This window comes from Bacillus sp. AFS037270 (genome assembly GCF_002585305.1).
The window spans coordinates 39,920-56,400 of sequence record NZ_NUNF01000025.1 but is presented as its reverse complement, the minus strand read 5'-3'; the positions used below and the strand labels follow the sequence as shown (position 1 = coordinate 56,400).

16 protein-coding genes and 1 other annotated feature are annotated in these 16,481 nt (G+C 40.4%); all 16 genes read left to right on the top strand.

Features of this window, described 5'->3' with window-relative positions:
• Positions 1-262: 262 nt before the first annotated feature.
• The 16 genes from COD92_RS13340 (at position 263) to sigH (ending at position 16,471) form a co-directional block, all read left to right on the top strand.
• Positions 263-724 carry a CtsR family transcriptional regulator gene (locus tag COD92_RS13340; RefSeq protein WP_098533279.1) on the top strand — a complete coding sequence of 154 codons (462 nt, stop codon included), beginning with the start codon at positions 263-265 and terminating at the stop codon, positions 722-724.
• A 27-nt stretch (positions 725-751) separates the two neighbouring features.
• On the top strand, positions 752-1,300 hold the full coding sequence (gene mcsA, locus COD92_RS13335) for a protein-arginine kinase activator protein McsA (protein ID WP_098533277.1): 549 nt from the start codon (positions 752-754) through the stop codon (positions 1,298-1,300).
• 1 nt (position 1,301) lies between these two features.
• Positions 1,302-2,372, top strand: a complete 1,071-nt coding sequence (mcsB, locus tag COD92_RS13330; protein WP_098533275.1) for a protein-arginine kinase McsB — start codon at positions 1,302-1,304, stop codon at positions 2,370-2,372.
• 17 nt (positions 2,373-2,389) lie between these two features.
• Positions 2,390-4,831 (top strand): ATP-dependent protease ATP-binding subunit ClpC, encoded by a 2,442-nt coding sequence (gene clpC, locus COD92_RS13325; RefSeq protein WP_098533273.1) that lies wholly within the window; start codon positions 2,390-2,392, stop codon positions 4,829-4,831.
• A gap of 153 nt (positions 4,832-4,984) precedes the next feature.
• Complete coding sequence (radA, locus tag COD92_RS13320) at positions 4,985-6,367, top strand: DNA repair protein RadA (protein WP_098533281.1); 1,383 nt, start codon at positions 4,985-4,987, stop codon at positions 6,365-6,367.
• Between the two features lie 3 nt (positions 6,368-6,370).
• On the top strand, positions 6,371-7,444 hold the full coding sequence (disA, locus tag COD92_RS13315) for a DNA integrity scanning diadenylate cyclase DisA (RefSeq protein ID WP_098533272.1): 1,074 nt from the start codon (positions 6,371-6,373) through the stop codon (positions 7,442-7,444).
• Between the two features lie 203 nt (positions 7,445-7,647).
• The gene (locus tag COD92_RS13310) at positions 7,648-8,736 is read left to right on the top strand and encodes a PIN/TRAM domain-containing protein (RefSeq protein ID WP_098533270.1); all 1,089 of its coding nucleotides are present in this window, start codon (positions 7,648-7,650) and stop codon (positions 8,734-8,736) included.
• A gap of 87 nt (positions 8,737-8,823) precedes the next feature.
• The gene (gene ispD, locus COD92_RS13305; protein WP_098533268.1) at positions 8,824-9,516 is read left to right on the top strand and encodes a 2-C-methyl-D-erythritol 4-phosphate cytidylyltransferase; all 693 of its coding nucleotides are present in this window, start codon (positions 8,824-8,826) and stop codon (positions 9,514-9,516) included.
• A complete protein-coding gene (gene ispF, locus COD92_RS13300; RefSeq protein WP_098533266.1) occupies positions 9,516-9,998 on the top strand; it encodes a 2-C-methyl-D-erythritol 2,4-cyclodiphosphate synthase in 483 nt (160 codons plus the stop codon). The genes ispD and ispF overlap by 1 nt, the downstream gene beginning before the upstream one ends.
• Positions 9,999-10,143: 145 nt before the next feature.
• Positions 10,144-11,601, top strand: coding sequence for a glutamate--tRNA ligase (gltX, locus tag COD92_RS13295; protein WP_098533264.1), 1,458 nt, complete (start codon positions 10,144-10,146; stop codon positions 11,599-11,601).
• A gap of 110 nt (positions 11,602-11,711) precedes the next feature.
• Positions 11,712-11,969 (top strand) — a binding site (T-box leader).
• A 49-nt stretch (positions 11,970-12,018) separates the two neighbouring features.
• Positions 12,019-12,693 carry a serine O-acetyltransferase EpsC gene (gene epsC, locus COD92_RS13290; protein WP_098533263.1) on the top strand — a complete coding sequence of 225 codons (675 nt, stop codon included), beginning with the start codon at positions 12,019-12,021 and terminating at the stop codon, positions 12,691-12,693.
• A complete protein-coding gene (cysS, locus tag COD92_RS13285) occupies positions 12,674-14,071 on the top strand; it encodes a cysteine--tRNA ligase (protein ID WP_098533261.1) in 1,398 nt (465 codons plus the stop codon). The genes epsC and cysS overlap by 20 nt, the downstream gene beginning before the upstream one ends.
• A 3-nt stretch (positions 14,072-14,074) precedes the next feature.
• The gene (locus COD92_RS13280) at positions 14,075-14,497 is read left to right on the top strand and encodes a Mini-ribonuclease 3 (protein WP_098533259.1); all 423 of its coding nucleotides are present in this window, start codon (positions 14,075-14,077) and stop codon (positions 14,495-14,497) included.
• Complete coding sequence (gene rlmB / locus COD92_RS13275) at positions 14,494-15,237, top strand: 23S rRNA (guanosine(2251)-2'-O)-methyltransferase RlmB (protein ID WP_098533257.1); 744 nt, start codon at positions 14,494-14,496, stop codon at positions 15,235-15,237. Before COD92_RS13280 ends, rlmB begins: the two co-directional genes overlap by 4 nt.
• 3 nt (positions 15,238-15,240) lie before the next feature.
• The gene (locus COD92_RS13270) at positions 15,241-15,750 is read left to right on the top strand and encodes an NYN domain-containing protein (protein ID WP_098533255.1); all 510 of its coding nucleotides are present in this window, start codon (positions 15,241-15,243) and stop codon (positions 15,748-15,750) included.
• A 115-nt stretch (positions 15,751-15,865) separates the two neighbouring features.
• Positions 15,866-16,471 (top strand): RNA polymerase sporulation sigma factor SigH, encoded by a 606-nt coding sequence (gene sigH, locus COD92_RS13265; RefSeq protein WP_255286844.1) that lies wholly within the window; start codon positions 15,866-15,868, stop codon positions 16,469-16,471.
• Positions 16,472-16,481: the final 10 nt, after the last annotated feature.

Below are 16,481 nucleotides of genomic sequence, written 5' to 3'. Positions count from 1 at the left end.
AGTAGGACGTTGCCAGGCAAAAAAGACAACCATAGATGGTTGTCTTTTTTTTGTATATTTATCTTTAAGGTCTATTATTCTGTCTGGTATTCAGTAATTACGAAAATAGTCGAATTATATAAAGCTTATTTTCTGGGCTTTCTAGGTTTCACAACCGTGAAATTTGGAGAAAATCTGTAGTAGTGAATCGTTGCATCTCCATAAAATTTTCAGTATAATTAAAGTCAAAGATAGTCAAAGTCAGAAGATGGGAGGTGGGAAGATGAGAAACATCTCCGATATTATTGAAAAGTATCTGAAGCAGGTTTTGGAAATGAGTGAAGAAGACCTTGTTGAGATTAAAAGAAGCGAAATTGCTGATAAATTTCAATGTGTCCCTTCACAAATAAACTATGTTATAAATACCCGTTTTACGATTGAAAGAGGATATATTGTTGAAAGTAAACGGGGCGGCGGTGGATATATTCGGATAATGAAGGTTCAATCCCACGACTTAGCCCATTTAATTGACCATTTGCTTTCCCTTTTCAACAATCGAATAAGTCAAACGAGTGCTGAAGACGTTATCGTAAGACTTGTTCAAGAGGAGGTCATTACAAAACGAGAGGCTAAAATCATGCTAAGTGTCATTGATCGTTCTGTATTATATATTGATCTTCCGTTTCGCGATGAATTAAGAGCAAGAATGTTAAAAGCGATGTTAACTTCCTTAAAATATAAATAATTGTGTAGCCTAAAGAGGTGAAATTAGATGATTTGTCAGGAATGCAACCAAAGGCCTGCAGCACTTCACTTTACTAAAATTATTAATGGTGAAAAAACAGAAGTTCATCTTTGTGAGAAGTGTGCTCAGGAAAAAGGTGAAATGTTTATCTTAAATGGAGAAACAGGATTTGCCTTCAATAATCTTTTGGCCGGTTTATTAAATATTGACCCAACTTTTCAAAAGCCGAGCCAAAGTCCGTTTCAGCAAGAGGAAATCCTTCAATGTCAGGATTGTTCGATGACTTTTCCACAGTTTTTAAAAGTAGGCCGCTTTGGCTGTGCTCATTGCTATGAGACGTTTAAAGATCAGTTAAAGCCAGTTTTAAGGCGTCTTCACAGTGGAAACTGGACTCATAATGGTAAAATTCCGAAAAGAATTGGTGGAGAGTTTCAACTTCGCAAACAGCTTGAAGAGCTGAAAATAGAGTTAAGAGAAGCCATCAACCATGAAGAATTTGAAAAAGCTGCAGAAATTCGTGATCAGGTCAGAAGATTAGAGAAACAATTAGCTGGAAACGAAGAAGGAGGGGAATAGCGTGTCGCTTGAACGATTTTTTAATCAAGCCGTCAGCTCATGGATGAGCGAGGAGGGACCGGATTCCGATATTGTTCTTAGTTCCAGGATCCGTCTAGCACGAAACTTTGAAGCTTATAATTTCCCGACTGTTTTTTCACATGAAGAAGCAAAAGTTATAATTGATACAATGGAGGATATTCTTTATAACTCTCCTGATGAGAACTACGGAAACATGGAACTTTTGAAAATGGATGAAATGCAGCCGCTTCAGAAACGGGTTTTAGTAGAAAAGCATTTAATTAGTCCATTATTGGCAGAGGATTCTCCATATGGCGCGGTTCTATTAACCGAAAATGAAGAAGTTAGTATTATGTTAAATGAAGAGGACCATATTCGAATTCAGTGTTTATTTCCAGGTCTGCAAATAGCAGAAGCCTTACATGCTGCGAATGAAATAGATGATTGGCTTGAAAATCATATCCATTATGCATTTGATGAAAAGTACGGTTATTTGACTAGTTGTCCAACCAATGTTGGAACGGGTCTTAGAGCATCTGTAATGATGCATCTGCCTGGGTTAATTTTAACACAGCAAATTAATCGAATTATTCCTGCTATCCACCAATTAGGACTTGTCGTCAGAGGAATTTATGGAGAGGGTAGCGAGGCGTTGGGGAATATTTTTCAAATTTCTAATCAGATAACCCTCGGAAAATCAGAAGAAGATATCAGCCGTGATTTAAAAGGAGTAGCCAGTCAGCTAATTTCACAAGAAAGGTCTGCTCGTGAAGCATTACGCAAAACTTCTAACATACAATTAGAAGACAGGGTGTTCCGCTCATTAGGGGTGTTATCTAATAGCCGGATTATTGAATCAAAGGAAGCAGCCCGCTGCTTATCGGATGTTCGGCTTGGTATAGATATGGGGTATATAAAAAATATGTCGAAGTCGATTTTAAATGAATTAATGATTTTAACCCAGCCGGGTTTTCTTCAGCAATATGCGGGCGGTCCATTACGACCGCATGAAAGGGATATCCGAAGAGCCGCATTAATTAGGGACCGTATTAAATTGGAGAACGAAAAATAGGTGAGGAGGAAGAGGATATGATGTTTGGACGATTTACTGAAAGAGCACAAAAGGTACTAGCACTAGCACAAGAGGAAGCGATTCGTCTTGGTCATAATAATATTGGAACTGAGCATGTTTTATTGGGGCTTGTACGCGAAGGTGAAGGGATTGCCGCAAAAGCACTTTATGGACTTGGGTTAGGTTCAGAAAAGATTCAAAAGGAAGTGGAAAATTTAATCGGTAAAGGACAGGAAACTTCTCAAACCATACACTATACTCCTAGAGCTAAAAAGGTTATTGAACTATCAATGGATGAAGCTCGAAAATTAGGACACTCCTATGTTGGTACTGAGCATATTCTCCTTGGTTTAATCCGTGAAGGAGAAGGGGTGGCAGCAAGGGTATTAAATAATCTTGGTGTCAGCTTAAATAAGGCTCGTCAGCAGGTACTACAGCTATTAGGCAGTAATGAATCAGGCTCACACCAAGGCGGTGCGTCCGCTAGTGCCAATACACCTACACTTGATAGCCTTGCAAGAGACTTAACAGCGATTGCCCGTGAAGGCAGCCTGGATCCAGTTATTGGCCGCAGTAAAGAAATTCAACGTGTTATTGAGGTATTAAGCCGTAGAACAAAAAATAACCCTGTGTTGATTGGGGAGCCTGGTGTAGGTAAGACAGCCATTGCGGAAGGGCTTGCTCAACAAATCGTCAACAATGAAGTACCAGAGATCCTTCGTGATAAGCGTGTGATGACACTTGATATGGGAACGGTTGTTGCTGGGACTAAATATCGTGGTGAATTTGAAGATCGTCTGAAAAAAGTGATGGATGAAATCCGCCAAGCCGGAAATATTATTCTCTTTATTGACGAACTTCATACCTTAATTGGCGCGGGTGGAGCAGAAGGGGCGATTGATGCTTCTAACATCTTAAAGCCGTCACTTGCACGTGGAGAACTTCAATGTATTGGTGCCACTACATTAGATGAATATCGTAAGTATATTGAAAAAGATGCTGCCCTTGAACGACGTTTTCAGCCGATTCGGGTAGATGAACCAACTGCTGAGGAATCCATTCAAATTTTAGCAGGCTTACGTGACCGTTATGAGGCTCATCACCGCGTTTCAATCACGGATGAAGCAATTGAAGCAGCAGTTAAGTTATCGGACCGTTATATCTCTGACCGATTCCTGCCTGACAAAGCTATTGATTTAATTGATGAAGCAGGTTCTAAGGTGAGACTTCGTTCCTACACAACCCCTCCTAATTTAAAAGAGTTAGAGGTTAAACTTGAGGACGTTAGAAAAGAAAAGGATTCAGCTGTTCAAAGTCAAGAGTTTGAAAAAGCTGCTTCGTTAAGAGATACAGAGCAGCGCCTCCGTGAACAGTTAGAAGAAACAAAGAAAACTTGGAAAGAAAAACAAGGTAAAGAAAATAATGAAGTGACGGTAGAGGATATTGCCAGTGTTGTCTCAAGCTGGACGGGTGTACCGGTCTCTAAGCTTGCGGAAACTGAAACTGCGAAATTATTGAATTTAGAAGAAGCCTTACACTCCCGTGTTATTGGGCAAGAGGAAGCGGTTATAGCTGTTTCTAAGGCCGTTCGCCGTGCGAGAGCAGGATTAAAGGATCCAAAACGTCCAATTGGTTCATTTGTGTTCCTTGGTCCTACTGGAGTAGGGAAAACGGAATTAGCCCGTGCCCTTGCGGAAGCGATGTTTGGTGATGAGGATTCGATGATTCGAATTGATATGTCAGAGTATATGGAGAAACACTCCACATCCCGGCTTGTCGGATCTCCTCCAGGATATGTTGGTTATGAAGAAGGCGGCCAACTAACAGAGAAGGTTCGCAGAAAACCATACTCTGTCATCTTGCTGGATGAAATTGAAAAAGCACATCCAGATGTCTTCAATATCTTGCTGCAAGTTCTTGAAGATGGCCGCTTAACAGATTCAAAGGGAAGAACAGTTGATTTCCGAAATACTGTACTCATTATGACTTCCAACGTCGGAGCGGAAGCTTTAAAACGAAATAAGTATGTGGGCTTCAATATTCAAGACGGGGCACAGGATTATAAAGATATGAAGGGGAAGGTAATGGATGAACTGAAAAAGGCCTTCCGTCCGGAATTCTTGAACCGTATTGATGAAATTATTGTCTTCCATGCTTTAGAGAAAAAGCATCTTGAAGAAATTGTGACTCTATTATCTGATCAACTGGTAAAACGACTAAAAGAGCAAAACATTTCGTTAGAGTTAACCCCTGCAGCAAAAGAGAAGATCTCTCAGGAAGGTTACGATCCAGAGTATGGTGCAAGACCACTGCGCCGCGCTATTCAAAAGCATATTGAAGATCGTCTCTCTGAAGAATTGTTAAGAGGAACCTTATTAACAGGTCAGCATGTTATAATTGATGTAGTTGATGGTGAGTTCGTTGTTAGAATGGCAGAAAAAACAAGCTTAGCAAAATAGGATTACACGGCTAACGAATAATTTTAAGTGTCTAACAACACATGCAAGAGGTACACGTGAATAAAGTCAACCCGTGTACCTCTTTTTTCGTTTTTTAATAACCGCCATCATAGGAACAAACTGTGCATGATGGTTAGGAAAGGTTTGAAGGTAATGGTAAAAAGGAAAACAAAGTTCATCTGCCAAGAATGCGGCTATGAATCTCCAAAATGGATGGGGAAATGCCCAGGCTGTGGACAATGGAACAAGATGATCGAGGAAGTAGAAGTAACAGGGACTCAAAGAAGAGGGGCATTTGCTCATGCACAGCCCGGTTCAAATCTACTTACAAAACCTATGAAAATTAATGCCATTGAAATGGAGAATGAACCGAGAATTTTGACCGATTTAAATGAACTTAACCGCGTATTGGGCGGCGGTGTCGTTAAGGGATCGTTAGTTTTAATTGGCGGCGACCCGGGGATCGGAAAATCTACACTTCTTCTGCAGGTGTCTTCACAACTTGCGAATAAAGGGAATTCGGTTCTTTACATATCTGGTGAAGAATCATTAAGACAGACGAAGCTTCGCGCAGAACGACTGGGAATTTCATCTGAAAACTTGTTAGTCTATTCCGAAACTAATCTTGAAGAGATAAGCCGAACGATTGAAAGTGAGAATCCAAGCTTTGTCATTATTGACTCTATTCAGACGGTTTTTCATCCAGAAGTAACTTCAGCACCAGGGAGTGTTTCTCAAGTACGAGAATGTACCGCAGAATTGATGCGGATTGGAAAAACCAAAGGGATAGCCATTTTTATCGTTGGGCATGTGACCAAAGAAGGTTCTATTGCCGGACCAAGGTTATTGGAACATATGGTCGATACAGTGCTTTATTTTGAAGGGGAAAGACATCATACTTACCGAATCCTCAGAGCAGTTAAAAACCGTTTTGGTTCCACAAACGAAATGGGCATTTTTGAAATGAAAGAATTTGGACTCGAAGAAGTAGAAAATCCATCGGAAATTTTCTTGGAAGAGCGGTCTCGCGGGGCATCCGGTTCGACGGTTGTCGCTTCAATGGAAGGGACACGCCCGGTTCTGGTCGAAATACAGGCACTTATTTCACCTACGAGCTTTGGAAATCCACGAAGAATGGCGACTGGAATCGACCATAATCGAGTGCCGCTTTTAATGGCGGTATTAGAAAAACGGGTTGGAATGCTTCTTGCCAACCAGGACGCCTACTTAAAGGTAGCCGGAGGAGTAAAGTTAGATGAACCAGCGATTGATTTAGCCATTGCCGTAAGCATTGCCTCCAGTTTTAGAGACCGCCCGACAAGCCCAACTGACTGTATTATCGGCGAAGTAGGTTTGACAGGTGAGGTAAGAAGGGTGTCAAGAATTGAGCAGCGTGTTCAGGAAGCGGCAAAGTTAGGCTTTGAGCGCGTGATTCTACCAGCCAATAATTTAAGCGGCTGGACGGGCCCAAAGGGTATTAAACTTATCGGTGTTTCCTCTGTTAGTGAGGCACTTCAAGCGGCGTTAGGAGGGTAGCAGATGGAAAATAAGAAGCATGGAGAGGTTACTATAAGCGATGTATTACAGTTAATTGCCCCTGGCACGCCGCTTCGAGAGGGAATTGATAATGTATTAAGAGCCAATACCGGCGGTCTGATTGTGATAGGCTATAACGAAAAAGTAAAAAGCATTGTCGATGGCGGTTTCTCAATTAATTGCCCTTTTTCGCCAAGCTTTTTATATGAACTTGCCAAAATGGATGGTGCCATCATTTTAAATGAGGCAGGCAACAAAATTTTATTTGCAAATGCCCAGCTGGCACCTAACGCCGAGATACCTTCATCGGAAACAGGAATGAGGCACCGGACAGCAGAAAGAGTCGCCAAACAAACGAAGGCGCTGGTAATTGCTATTTCTCAAAGAAGAAATGTGATTACCCTTTATCAGGGGAACTTTCGTTATTCATTAAAAGATATTGGTGTCATGTTAACAAAGGCGAATCAAGCTATACAGACACTTGAAAAGTATAAAGTTGTACTTGAACAGAGCATCACGAATTTAAGTATATTAGAATTTGAAGAATCGGTTACCTATAACGACTTTTTACTCGTTCTTCATCGGTTTGAAATGGTATTGAAAATAAAAAATGAATTATTAACCTTTTTACATGAGCTGGGGACAGAGGGAAGGCTGATTCGGCTGCAAATGAATGAGATCCTAACAGACCTTGAAGAAGAAATTATGCTGATCATTAAAGATTATGCTTACGAACGGGAAATCCAAGCCCGGGATGTACTTCAGCGGATGCAGTCATTGGCATATACCGGCTCCATTGAGGATATGGTCTTGTTGAAATTAATGGGCTACTTAGGTTATGTCCATCTTGATGAAAATAAATTTCCGCGTGGTTATCGGATATTGCATAAGATTCCGAGGTTGCCTTCGATTATCATAGAGAACTTAATCACAAGTTTTGGAGAGCTGGCCAAAATAATTACGGCAACGGTTGAAGAGCTCGATGATGTCGAGGGGATCGGGGAAGTACGAGCAAAGAAAATTAAAGAGGGCTTTAAACTAATTAAAGAGCGGCTATATACGGACCGCCATCTATAAAATGATTGAAATAAAAAAACATGTATGCTAAAATGTGCAGCCCCAATTTGTTTGACAGGTAAAATTTCCAATGATACCCTATGAGGAGTAAGAATTTTACAAAACAAATTTATTTCAAAAAGATTACGATTGGGAAAAATAATCACAAAATCAACGTTTCAATTTTAAGAATATGTTTATAATGAATTAGAGGAGGTGAAGGAATGTTAAAAAGAATTGTGCAGGCATGCTTCCTCATTATTGGAGGTACGCTGGGAATACTTTTACTGCCGGAATTGTTCAAATTACTTCATATCAATGACATTCCACTGATTAATAATTCATATGTTACTGCTATTATAGGTGCTATTATTTTTTACCTTATTACCTTTTGGGCAGTAGATTATGTCTTTAATTTCATTAAATGGACGGAAGATTCTTTAGTTAAGATTCCTGTAACAGATGTACTTTTTGGAAGTGTTGGATTAATTTTTGGTTTGTTTGTTGCCTTTTTGATTAGTTTTGCTCTTAATGCTGTACAGGTGCCGATTTTAAATGCGGTTGCACCAATCCTTTTGACTTTATTATTTGGGTATCTTGGCTTTCAAGTTGGTTTTAAAAAGCGTGATGAGCTTCTAGGTCTATTTGGAAATCGTGGTAACAAGAAAAAGTCCGGTGAAGAAGAGGTAGATCCCAAAGCTGGAAAAGAATTGAAAATATTAGATACAAGTGTGATTATTGATGGCCGGGTTGCTGATATTTGTCAGACTGGCTTTTTGGAAGGAACAATCGTTATTCCGCAGTTTGTTCTTGAGGAATTACAACATATCGCAGATTCCTCTGATGTATTAAAACGAAATCGCGGCCGCAGAGGCTTAGATATATTAAATCGAATTCAAAAGGAGCTATCCATTAAGGTAGAAATCTATGAAGGTGATTTTGATGAGATTAGCGAGGTAGACTCAAAACTCGTAAAACTGGCAAAGTTAACCAACGGAATCCTTGTAACCAATGATTTTAATTTAAACAAAGTATGTGAATTACAGAATGTCTCTGTATTAAATATTAATGACTTAGCAAATGCCGTGAAACCAGTTGTCCTTCCTGGGGAGGAACTGACCGTTCAAGTGATTAAAGACGGCAAAGAATACCATCAAGGTGTTGCCTATTTAGATGACGGAACAATGATTGTTGTTGAAGAAGGAAGAGAATATATTGGTAAGAGAATTGAAGTTCTAGTCACAAGTGTTCTTCAAACCTCTGCTGGTCGGATGATATTTGCCAAACCAAAATTGTTAGAAAAAGCACTTTAGAAAGAAAAGCATATGCGCTTTGACCTAGAAAAAAAGTAGTTCATTTTTTTCTAGGTGCGACAGCTAGACAGATAGAGAGGTATTTTTATGACTTACCAAGTCATTATCCCGGCGGCTGGTCTGGGAAAAAGAATGCGGGCGGGGAAAAATAAACTTTTATTAGAGCTTAATGGGGTGCCAATTCTGGTCCATACTCTTAGAGTATTTGAAGAGGACGAGGCCTGCGATGGAGTAATATTAGCCATACATCCTCAGGATAATAAGGAAATTAATAGGCTGCTTCAAAAGTACCAAATCAGGAAAGTTTCTGATTTGGTACCTGGCGGGGACGAACGTCAGCACAGTATATTCAATGCTCTTAAAACAGTCGAAGCAGAAGGTATAATTCTTGTACATGATGCAGCTCGACCATTTATTCAAAAAGTCCATATCCACCGCTTAACACAGAAAGCAGAAGAAACAGGGGCTGCGATTATGGGCGTTCCGGCCAAAGACACTATGAAAAAACAGAAAGATGGTGTGGTAGTGGAAACTGTCGAACGTTCTAGCTTGTGGGCTGTTCAAACCCCACAAGCTTTTCGCATTTCTTTACTTAAGAAGGCTTATCAAAAAGCAGAAGAGGACAAATTTCTCGGAACAGATGATGCTAGTTTAGTGGAACGTTTAGATTTCCCTGTGTCCATTGTCGAAGGGGATTACGATAATATTAAGCTGACAACCCCCGAGGATTTATATTTTGCTGAGGCAATCATAAAAAAGAGAGAGAAGGAGTTTTACTGATGTTTCGAATTGGACAGGGCTTTGATGTACACCAATTAACAGAAGAGCGCCCGCTAATCATCGGCGGCATTACAATCCCGTATGAAAAAGGGCTCTTGGGACATTCTGATGCAGATGTATTATTACATACCGTTTGTGATGCTTGTCTTGGGGCGATTGGCGAAGGTGATATTGGCAAACATTTTCCTGATACAGACCCTAATTTTAAAGATGCCGACTCGGCAAAGCTTACCGAACATGTATGGCAGCTAGTCAAAGATAGAGGATATGAGTTGGTTAATGCAGACTGTACGATTATTGCTCAAAAGCCTAAAATGGCTCCATATATTGAGCAGATGCGGGCACGGATTGCTGAATTATTAGAGGCGGCGCCAGATCAAATAAATGTAAAAGCCACTACAACAGAAAAACTGGGCTTTACCGGAAGAGGTGAGGGGATAGCTTCTCAAGCAGTTGTTTTATTAAAAAAGGTTAATGGTTAGACTTTATAGATACAAAACACAGTGGTAAAATAAATCGGTAAATTATTATATATAGAAAAATGGAATAGCTCCAGCGCCTAGGGGCTCGAGGTCTTAAGCCCCTGAGCAAGGCGCTTCCGCTTTTCTAAATGGAGGCAGCATTATTATGTCAAACCAAGTTCGTGTAAGGTATGCTCCAAGTCCAACGGGACATTTACATATTGGAAACGCCCGTACTGCACTATTTAATTATTTATTTGCTCGGAATAAAGGTGGTAAATTTATTATCCGGATAGAGGATACCGATAAGAAACGCAATATCGCCGGTGGTGAAGAAAGCCAATTAAAATATTTAAAATGGCTCGGAATGGATTGGGATGAAAGCGTTGATGTCGGCGGCGAATACGGTCCTTACCGCCAATCAGAAAGAAATGATATTTATGAAACTTATTATAATCAGCTATTAGAAACCGGCCATGCGTATAAATGTTACTGTACGGAAGAAGAGCTTGAAGCAGAACGTGAAGCTCAAACCGAGAGAGGCGAAACTCCTCACTATTCTGGTAAATGCCGCCACTTAACAGAAGAGCAGCGCCGTCAATTACAAGCAGAAGGCAGACAGCCAAGTCTTCGGATTGCTGTACCAGAAGGTAAAACCTATACATTTGACGATATGGTCAAAGGGGCTGTTTCGTTCGAATCTGAAGGTATGGGTGACTGGGTCATTGTGAAAAAGGATGGAACCCCAACCTATAACTTTGCGGTTGCTATCGATGATCACCTAATGGAAATCAGTCATGTACTCCGTGGTGATGACCATATTTCAAATACGCCAAAACAGTTAATGGTTTATGATGCACTAGGCTGGGAGCCTCCTGTTTTTGGACATATGACCCTCATTGTAAATGAAAGTCGGAAAAAATTAAGTAAGCGTGATGAGTCGATTATTCAATTTATTGAACAATATGAGGAACTAGGATATCTTCCGGAAGCATTATTTAATTTTATTACGCTTTTGGGGTGGTCACCTGCTGGTGAAGAGGAACTATACTCTAAAGAGGAATTCATCGAGATTTTTGATGCGAATCGTCTCTCAAAATCACCGGCATTATTTGACCAGCAAAAGCTAACATGGATGAACAATCAATACATGAAAAAAATTGAGGTTGATCGCGCCTTGGAGCTTGCTTTGCCGCACCTAATTAAAGCAGGCCGCCTTAGTGAAAGTCTAACAGATGAGGAACATCAATGGGCTCGAAGTCTAGTTGCTCTTTTACAGGAAAAAATGAGCTTTGGTGCTGAAATCGTAGAATTGTCTGATATGTTCTTCCAGGATGATGCAGTCTATGAACAAGATGCGAAGGAAGTCTTAACGGGTGAAACGGTCCCTGAAGTTTTAAGGGCATTTTCTCATGAACTTGACCAACTTGACAGCTTCCGCGCAGATGGAATCAAAGCAGCAATGAAGGCCGTCCAAAAATCCACCGGTCAAAAGGGGAAAAATCTGTTTATGCCGATTCGTGCGGCTGTTACAGGTCAAACACATGGGCCAGACCTGCCACAGGCAATTGAATTATTGGGGAAAGCTAAAGTTCAAAACAGAATTAATAAAATTATTAGTTAACAAGATAAAGAAAATGTAATATAGTAAAAGAAACAAGAAAAGCGGAAGCACCCGCTGGGCCTGGAGCTGGACAGTTATCGAGGTCTAATGTTAGAATCCTAATAATATAAGCCAAAGCGAAGAAGAGGAAAAGTAAAAAAATGATGCTTTTAAGAGAGAACCATCACCGGCTGAAAGTGGTTTAAGCCTCCCATTTTTTGAAATGCACCTCTGAGCCCCATTTCGAAAGGAGTCAACTCGAGTAGATTTGGGCGGAGCAATCCGTTAACAAGTAGAGTGAGGTTTTGTTTTGCTAGAATTCCTATCAAATTGGGAGTTAGCTTGGGGAGGCCTAATCAGAGTGGAACCACGTATTATGCGTCTCTGTCGATTGCGACAGGGGCGCTTTTTATATATAAAAACAAAGGGGGAAGAGCGATGTTCAAAAAGATGAGGGAGGACATTGAGGTTGTTTTTGAACAAGATCCTGCGGCGCGGAGCACTTTAGAAGTTGTTTTGACATATTCAGGTTTACATGCCATTTGGGCACATCGGATTGCACATGCACTCTTCAAGCGAAAATTATATTTCCCTGCACGTGTAATTTCACAAGCAAGCCGTTTCTTTACCGGAATCGAAATTCATCCTGGGGCAAAAATAGGCAGGAAATTTTTTATTGACCATGGTATGGGAGTTGTCATAGGGGAAACCTGTGAAATTGGGGATAATGTAACTATATACCAAGGTGTTACACTTGGCGGGACAGGGAAAGAAAAGGGAAAACGCCATCCGACCATTAAGGATAATGTCCTTATATCAACCGGTGCGAAGGTGCTGGGCGCCATTACAATTGGTGAAAATTCTAAAATTGGCGGCGGTTCGGTTGTATTAAAAGAAGTACCGCCCAACTCAACCGTAGTGGGGATACCTGGAAGGGTAGTCATTCAAGATGGCATCCGGATACCAAAAGTAAAAGATTTAAATCATTGTGATCTTCCTGATCCAATAGCTGACCGCATTCGTGAGATGGAAAGTGAAGTATATCTGTTAAGACAAGAGCTTCAAGAATTAAGAAATGAAAGGACAAAAGTCAATGGCCATTCAAATATATAATACATTATCTAGAAAAAAAGAAACCTTCGTTCCACTGGAAGAAGGAAAGGTAAAAATGTATGTCTGCGGTCCAACTGTCTATAATTATATTCATATAGGAAATGCCCGTCCGGCCATCGTTTTTGATACGGTACGGCGATACTTGGAATACCGAGGCTTTGATGTGAAATATGTTTCAAACTTTACAGACGTCGATGATAAATTAATTCGCGCAGCTAATCAGCTTGGGGAGGATGTTCCGACCATTGCAAATCGTTTTATCGATGCCTACTTTGAGGATGTCTCAGCATTAGGCTGCCAAAAGGCGGATGTACATCCTCGCGTAATGGAGAATATGGACATCATTATCGATTTCATCAGCCGGTTAGTAGATAAGGGCTTTGCTTATGAATCAGAAGGGGATGTATATTTCCGTACCAGAAGCTTTGATGAATACGGAAAACTTTCACATCAATCGATTGATGACCTCCAAGTGGGTGCTAGAATCGAGGTCGGTGATAGGAAAGAAGACGACTTAGACTTTGCCCTTTGGAAAGCGGCTAAAGAAGGGGAAATCTATTGGGAAAGCCCTTGGGGACTAGGACGTCCAGGCTGGCATATTGAATGCTCAGCAATGGCTAAGAAGTACCTGGGTGAGACAATTGATATCCATGCAGGCGGACAGGATTTAACGTTCCCGCATCATGAAAATGAAATTGCTCAATCAGAAGCTCTTTCCGGTAAATTATTCTCTAGGTACTGGATGCATAATGGTTATATTAATATCGATAACGAAAAAATGTCAAAGTCACTTGGGAACTTTGTCCTTGTCCATGACATTATCAAAAGACATAATCCACAAGTATTGCGGTTCTTTATGCTGTCAGTCCATTATCGGAATCCTATTAACTACAGTGAAGAATTATTAGAAAGTACAAAGGCTGCGTTTGAACGATTAACAACCTCTTATCAAAATTTAAACCATCGGAAAGAGGCAAGTACTGATTTAACTGACCATAATCAAGAGTGGCTGGATAAGCTGACTGTCTTGCATGAACAATTTATTGAGGCGATGGATGATGATTTTAATACAGCTTTAGCCATTTCGGTCCTATTTGAACTATCTAAACTGGCAAATTATTATCTCCTAGAAAAAAATACGGCTGTTGAAGTGATTGAGGCTTTTACCAATAAATTTGAAGAGTTATTCGGGGTATTAGGATTAACGCTTGAAAGTGAAGAAATGCTAGATGAAGAAATTGATGCGCTGATTGAAAAGCGGAATCAGGCACGGAGAGACCGAAATTTCCAATTGTCAGATCAAATTCGCGATCAATTAAAAGAAATGAATATTATTTTAGAGGACACACCGCAAGGTACAAGGTGGAAAAGAGGCTAATACATGCTTGACTATGAGAATAATGTCGATGCCAAACAATTGAATAGTCTTGCCCTTGCTTATATGGGAGATGCCGTTTTTGAATCTTATGTAAGACGGCATCTCCTGTATAGTGGCAAGGTAAGGCCCAATCAATTGCACCGGCTTGCGACGCGATACGTATCAGCAAAGGCACAGTGCCAAATACTCTTTCAAATGATGGATGAGAAGCTCTTGAATGAGGAGGAAACAGCTGTTGTCATGCGCGGCAGAAATGCAAAATCAGGAACAGTCCCTAAAAATACAGATGTCCAAACCTATCGATATAGCACCGCGTTTGAAGCGTTAATGGGCTATTTATTTTTAGAAGGAAGATTAGAACGATTAGAAGAGCTTGTTGAGACGGCGTTTAAATATGTGGATGAGAAAGGGGGCGTGTCAATATGAGTCAAGAATACATCGTTGGAAAAAACCCGGTGATTGAAGCACTTAAATCAGAAAGGGATATTAACAAAATATTAATTGCTGAAGGCTCACAAAGAGGTCAAATGCAGCAGATTACGCAATTAGCCAAAGAAGCTAATGTCCTGGTGCAATTTGTTCCAAAGAAAAAATTAGACCAAATATCGGAAGAAAATCATCAAGGTGTGCTTGCCTATGTGGCAGCTTACCAATATGCAGAAATAGATGATTTGTTTGCTGCGGCAGAGAAGAAAAATGAAGCACCGTTTTTTTTACTGCTGGATGAAATAGAAGATCCCCATAACCTAGGTTCTATTATGAGAACCGCGGATGCTGTCGGAGCACATGGTATTATTATTCCAAAACGCAGAGCGGTCGGATTAACCGCAACTGTTGCAAAGGCTTCAACAGGTGCAATTGAATATATACCAGTGGTACGGGTAACGAATATGGCACGTACGATCGATGAATTGAAAGAACGGGGCGTATGGATTACTGGAACAGATGCGAAGGGAAAAGAAGATTACCGCCAAATGGATGGGACACTACCGCTTGGCTTAGTGATTGGCAGTGAAGGGAAAGGAATGGGAAGGTTAATTAGTGAAAAATGTGATTTTCTCATCCATCTGCCAATGGCTGGAAAAGTAACTTCGCTGAATGCGTCTGTTGCTGCATCCCTGCTCATGTATGAGGTATATCGCAAACGTCATCCACTCGGCAGGTAGTATATGGACATCCTGCTTGTCGATGGATATAACATTATAGGAGCATGGCCAGAACTAAAAGCACTGAAGGATCGGGACCTGCCGGCAGCAAGGGATCGACTGATCGAAAAAATGGCCGAATATCAAGCCTACTCTGGTTATCGTGTAATTGTTGTTTTTGATGCCTACTATGTCCAAGGAATAGAGAAAAAATATAAAAATCATAAGGTAGAGGTTATCTTTACAAAGGAAAATGAAACGGCGGACGAGCGGATCGAAAAAATGGCGATTAGCTTAAGCAATCGAAGAACACAAATCCACGTGGCGACCTCCGATTTTACGGAGCAATGGGCGATATTTGGGCAAGGGGCATTAAGAAAGTCCGCACGTGAATTGTTGATTGAAATGTCCTCCGTTGAAAAAGGAATAGAAAAGAAAGTGAAAAAGATCCAAGAGAAAAAACCCGTCTCCAAAATATCGATTAGTGATGAAATGGCAGAAATTTTTGAAAAATGGCGCAGAGACAAAAAATGAGCTCTCGACTTCAAAATTTTTCTAATGTATACTAATAATATGTATGCATGTTCGGTGGAGGGGATCTACTTTGAATACGGACTTCGGAACAAAGATTAACGAACATTTTTTCGCAATGGAAGACGAGGAAATTGTTGACTTGGTACACCAAGGTGAGAGTGAAGCATTGGATTATTTAATTCACAAGTATCGTAATTTTGTGCGTGCAAAAGCAAGATCCTATTTTTTAATTGGAGCAGATAAAGAAGATATTGTTCAGGAAGGAATGATCGGCTTATATAAGGCGATTCGTGACTTTCGCGAGGACAAGCTGACTTCTTTTAAAGCGTTTGCTGAACTATGTATTACCCGCCAAATTATCACGGCGATTAAAACAGCAACACGGCAAAAGCATATTCCGTTAAACTCGTATGTATCATTGGACAAGCCCATTTATGATGAAGAATCTGACCGCACATTAATGGATGTTTTATCAGGTACCAAGGTGCTGGATCCGGAAGAATTAATCATTAATCAAGAGGAATTCGACCATATAGAAGTAAAAATGACTGAATTATTAAGTGACCTAGAACGAAAGGTATTGGCACTTTATTTAGATGGCCAATCGTATCAGGAAATATCGGAAGAACTAAATCGCCATGTGAAATCCATTGATAATGCTCTGCAGCGGGTAAAGCGAAAACTAGAACGGTATCTGGAAATCCGAGAATTTTCTTTGTAGGATAAAAAAT